Source organism: Corynebacterium propinquum DSM 44285 (genome assembly GCF_000375525.1).
Lineage (GTDB): Bacteria > Actinomycetota > Actinomycetes > Mycobacteriales > Mycobacteriaceae > Corynebacterium > Corynebacterium propinquum.
The window spans coordinates 1-4048 of record NZ_AQXC01000020.1; the positions used below are offsets into that span (position 1 = coordinate 1).

Genomic DNA, 4048 nt, shown 5'->3' on the forward strand with positions numbered 1-4048 from the left:
GCACTTTAGTGTGTGTGGTGGAAAGTTTTTTCGGTGTAGGATGAGCCCGCGGCCTATCAGCTTGTTGGTGGGGTAATGGCCTACCAAGGCGGCGACGGGTAGCCGGACTGAGAGGTTGGTCGGCCACATTGGGACTGAGATACGGCCCAGACTCCTACGGGAGGCAGCAGTGGGGAATATTGCACAATGGGCGCAAGCCTGATGCAGCGACGCCGCGTGGGGGATGACGGCCTTCGGGTTGTAAACTCCTTTCGCCAGGGACGAAGCGTTTTGTGACGGTACCTGGAGAAGAAGCACCGGCTAACTACGTGCCAGCAGCCGCGGTAATACGTAGGGTGCAAGCGTTGTCCGGAATTACTGGGCGTAAAGAGCTCGTAGGTGGTTTGTCACGTCGTCTGTGAAATTCCACAGCTTAACTGTGGGCGTGCAGGCGATACGGGCTGACTTGAGTACTGTAGGGGTAACTGGAATTCCTGGTGTAGCGGTGAAATGCGCAGATATCAGGAGGAACACCGATGGCGAAGGCAGGTTACTGGGCAGTTACTGACGCTGAGGAGCGAAAGCATGGGTAGCAAACAGGATTAGATACCCTGGTAGTCCATGCCGTAAACGGTGGGCGCTAGGTGTAGGGGCCTTTTGGGGTTTCTGTGCCGTAGCTAACGCATTAAGCGCCCCGCCTGGGGAGTACGGCCGCAAGGCTAAAACTCAAAGGAATTGACGGGGGCCCGCACAAGCGGCGGAGCATGTGGATTAATTCGATGCAACGCGAAGAACCTTACCTGGGCTTGACATACACCAGATCGCTGCAGAGATGTAGTTTCCCTTGTGGCTGGTGTACAGGTGGTGCATGGCTGTCGTCAGCTCGTGTCGTGAGATGTTGGGTTAAGTCCCGCAACGAGCGCAACCCTTGTCTTATGTTGCCAGCACGTTATGGTGGGGACTCATGAGAGACTGCCGGGGTTAACTCGGAGGAAGGTGGGGACGACGTCAAGTCATCATGCCCCTTATGTCCAGGGCTTCACACATGCTACAATGGCCGGTACAATGCGCAGCGAGCCTGTGAGGGTGAGCTAATCGCTTAAAGCTGGTCTTAGTTCGGATTGGGGTCTGCAACTCGACCCCATGAAGTCGGAGTCGCTAGTAATCGCAGATCAGCAATGCTGCGGTGAATACGTTCCCGGGCCTTGTACACACCGCCCGTCACGTCATGAAAGTTGGTAACACCCGAAGCCGGTGGCTCAAACTCGTTTAGGGAGCCGTCGAAGGTGGGATCGGCGATTGGGACGAAGTCGTAACAAGGTAGCCGTACCGGAAGGTGCGGCTGGATCACCTCCTTTCTAAGGAGTTTTTATTATCACACTGACTGCTTCCACAGTTGTGGGTGGTTGGTGTGGCTGTGATTTTTGTTCATGCACCTTATGTGGTGTGTGGGTTGCAGCTGATTATTTTTTGTTTTTTTGGGTGTGCATCCTTCTTTACACTTAGTTGGGTTTGTATCAAAGGTTTGTTTGTGTGTTGGCGCGTTGTTGGGTGTCTCGGGCAGCACTGTGTGTTGTTCGTTGACCATCATTGACTGTGAGTGAGCATGTTGTTGTTTGCTTGTGGTTGTGGTTGGTGTGGTGTGTGAGAACTGTATAGTGGACGCGAGCATCTGTACGCATGATGCGCAATGTTTGTGTGTTGTGTGTGCTGTGATTTTTTCTTTATGTGTTTATTTTGTTGTGTGTTGTAAGGGCGCATGGTGGATGCCTTGGCATGCTAAGCCGATGAAGGACGTGGAAGGCTGCGTTATGCCTCGGGGAGTTGTCAATCGAGCGTTGATCCGAGGATGTCCGAATGGGGAAACCCGGCTGTGGTTATTCGCAGTCACCTGCTGGTGAATATATAGCCAGTATGGGGGTTACGCGGGGAAGTGAAACATCTCAGTACCCGTAGGAGAAGGAAACAATATGTGATTTCGTGAGTAGCGGCGAGCGAAAGCGAATGGTGGCTAAACCGTATGTGTGTGATACTTGGTAGAGGTTGCATGTGCGGGGTTGTTGGGAGCGATTGTATGACTACTACCATGGTTGTGCCAGTGTGCGCGTGTTAGGTGAAGTGGTTTGGAATGGCCCACCGGAGTGGGTGAGAGTCCTGTAGCTGAAGGCATGTGTGTGTTGGTTGATTGTTTCCCGAGTAGCGGCGGGCTCGTGGAATCTGCCGTGAATCTGCCGGGACCACCCGGTAAGCCTAAATACTTAGTGTGACCGATAGCGGATAGTACCGTGAGGGAATGGTGAAAAGTACCCCGGGAGGGGAGTGAAATAGTTCCTGAAACCATGTGCTTACAATCCGTCAGAGCACCTTTTGTTGTGTGATGGCGTGCCTTTTGAAGAATGAGCCTGCGAGTCAGCGGCATGTCGCGAGGTTAACCCGTGTGGGGTAGTCGTAGCGAAAGCGAATCCTAATTGGGTGTTGTTAGTGGCATGTCCTGGACCCGAAGCGGGGTGATCTACCCATGGCCAGTGTGAAGCAGCTGTAAGAGGTTGTGGAGGCGCGAACCCACGTAGGTTGAAAACTGCGGGGATGAGCTGTGGGTAGGGGTGAAAGGCCAATCAAACTCCGTGATAGCTGGTTCTCCCCGAAATGCATTTAGGTGCAGCGTCGTAGTTGAGCTTTGTGGAGGTAGAGCTACTGTTTGGTTGAGCGGGACTATCATCTTAGCAACATCAGACAAACTCCGAATGCCATGTAAGTGTTCTACGGCAGTGAGACTGTGGGGGATAAGCTTCATAGTCGAGAGGGAAACAGCCCAGATCGCCGGCTAAGGCCCCTAAGGGTGTACTAAGTGGAAAAGGATGTGGGATCGCGATGACAGCCAGGAGGTTGGCTTAGAAGCAGCCATCCTTGAAAGAGTGCGTAATAGCTCACTGGTCGAGTGGTTCTGCGCCGATAATGTAGTGGGGCTCAAGTACACCGCCGAAGCCGCGGCAACCATCTTTGAGGATGGTTGGGTAGGGGAGCGTCGTGCATGAGGTGAAGCATGAGTGTGAACACGTGTGGATTGTGTGCGAGTGAGAATGCAGGCATGAGTAACGAATTGTAAGGTGAGAATCCTTACCGCCGGATGACTAAGGGTTCCTGGGTCAAGTTCGTCTTCCCAGGGTGAGTCGGGACCTAAGGCGAGGCCGACAGGCGTAGTCGATGGATAACCAGTTGATATTCTGGTACCCGAGTGTGTGCGTCAATGGTAAAGCAGTGATACTAACCATGTTCGAGACTTATTGATTATGCCCTTTTTGGGTATGTTGATAGGTTGAGTTTGTGGGGCCTGATCTGTGGTCCAAGTGATGGGGTGACGCAGTAGGGCAGCCACGCCGCTTAGTGGATTGTTGGTGTAAGCGTTGAGGTTGGTGCCATTGGTAAATCCGGGTGCTGTATCCAAGGCGTGATGCATAGCCCTTTTTTGGGTGAATGTGGTGTGCTTGTGCTGTCGAGAAAAGCCTCTAGCGAGTGCATATTCGGCCCGTACCCTAAACCGACACAGGTAGTCAGGTTGAGAATACTAAGGCGTTCGGGTGAACTGTGGTTAAGGAACTCGGCAAAATGTCCCCGTAACTTCGGGAGAAGGGGAGCCTCACTGGTTGTATAGGCTGGTGGGGCCGCAGAGAATAGAGGGGTCCGACTGTTTATCAAAAACACAGGTCCATGCGAAAACGTGAAGTTGATGTATATGGACTGACGCCTGCCCGGTGCTGGAAGGTTAAGAGGACCTGTTAGACCTTTTGTGGTCGAAGCGGAGAATTTAAGCCCCAGTAAACGGCGGTGGTAACTATAACCATCCTAAGGTAGCGAAATTCCTTGTCGGGTAAGTTCCGACCTGCACGAATGGCGTAACGAGACCCCTGCTGTCTCAACCACAGGCCCGGTGAAATTGCAGTACGAGTAAAGATGCTCGTTACGCGCGGCAGGACGAAAAGACCCCGGGACCTTCACTATAGCTTGGTATTGGTGTTCGGTTTGGCTTGTGTAGGATAGGTGGGAGACTGTGAAGTATGCACGCTAGTGT

The 4048-nt window shown here is 52.8% G+C and carries 2 rRNA genes; both read left to right on the top strand.

The window, feature by feature from the left end:
- Positions 1-1337: ribosomal RNA gene (locus B142_RS0111340) — 16S ribosomal RNA — on the top strand; the annotation flags it as partial.
- A gap of 381 nt (positions 1338-1718) precedes the next feature.
- A 23S ribosomal RNA gene (locus B142_RS0111345) occupies positions 1719-4048 on the top strand; the annotation flags it as partial.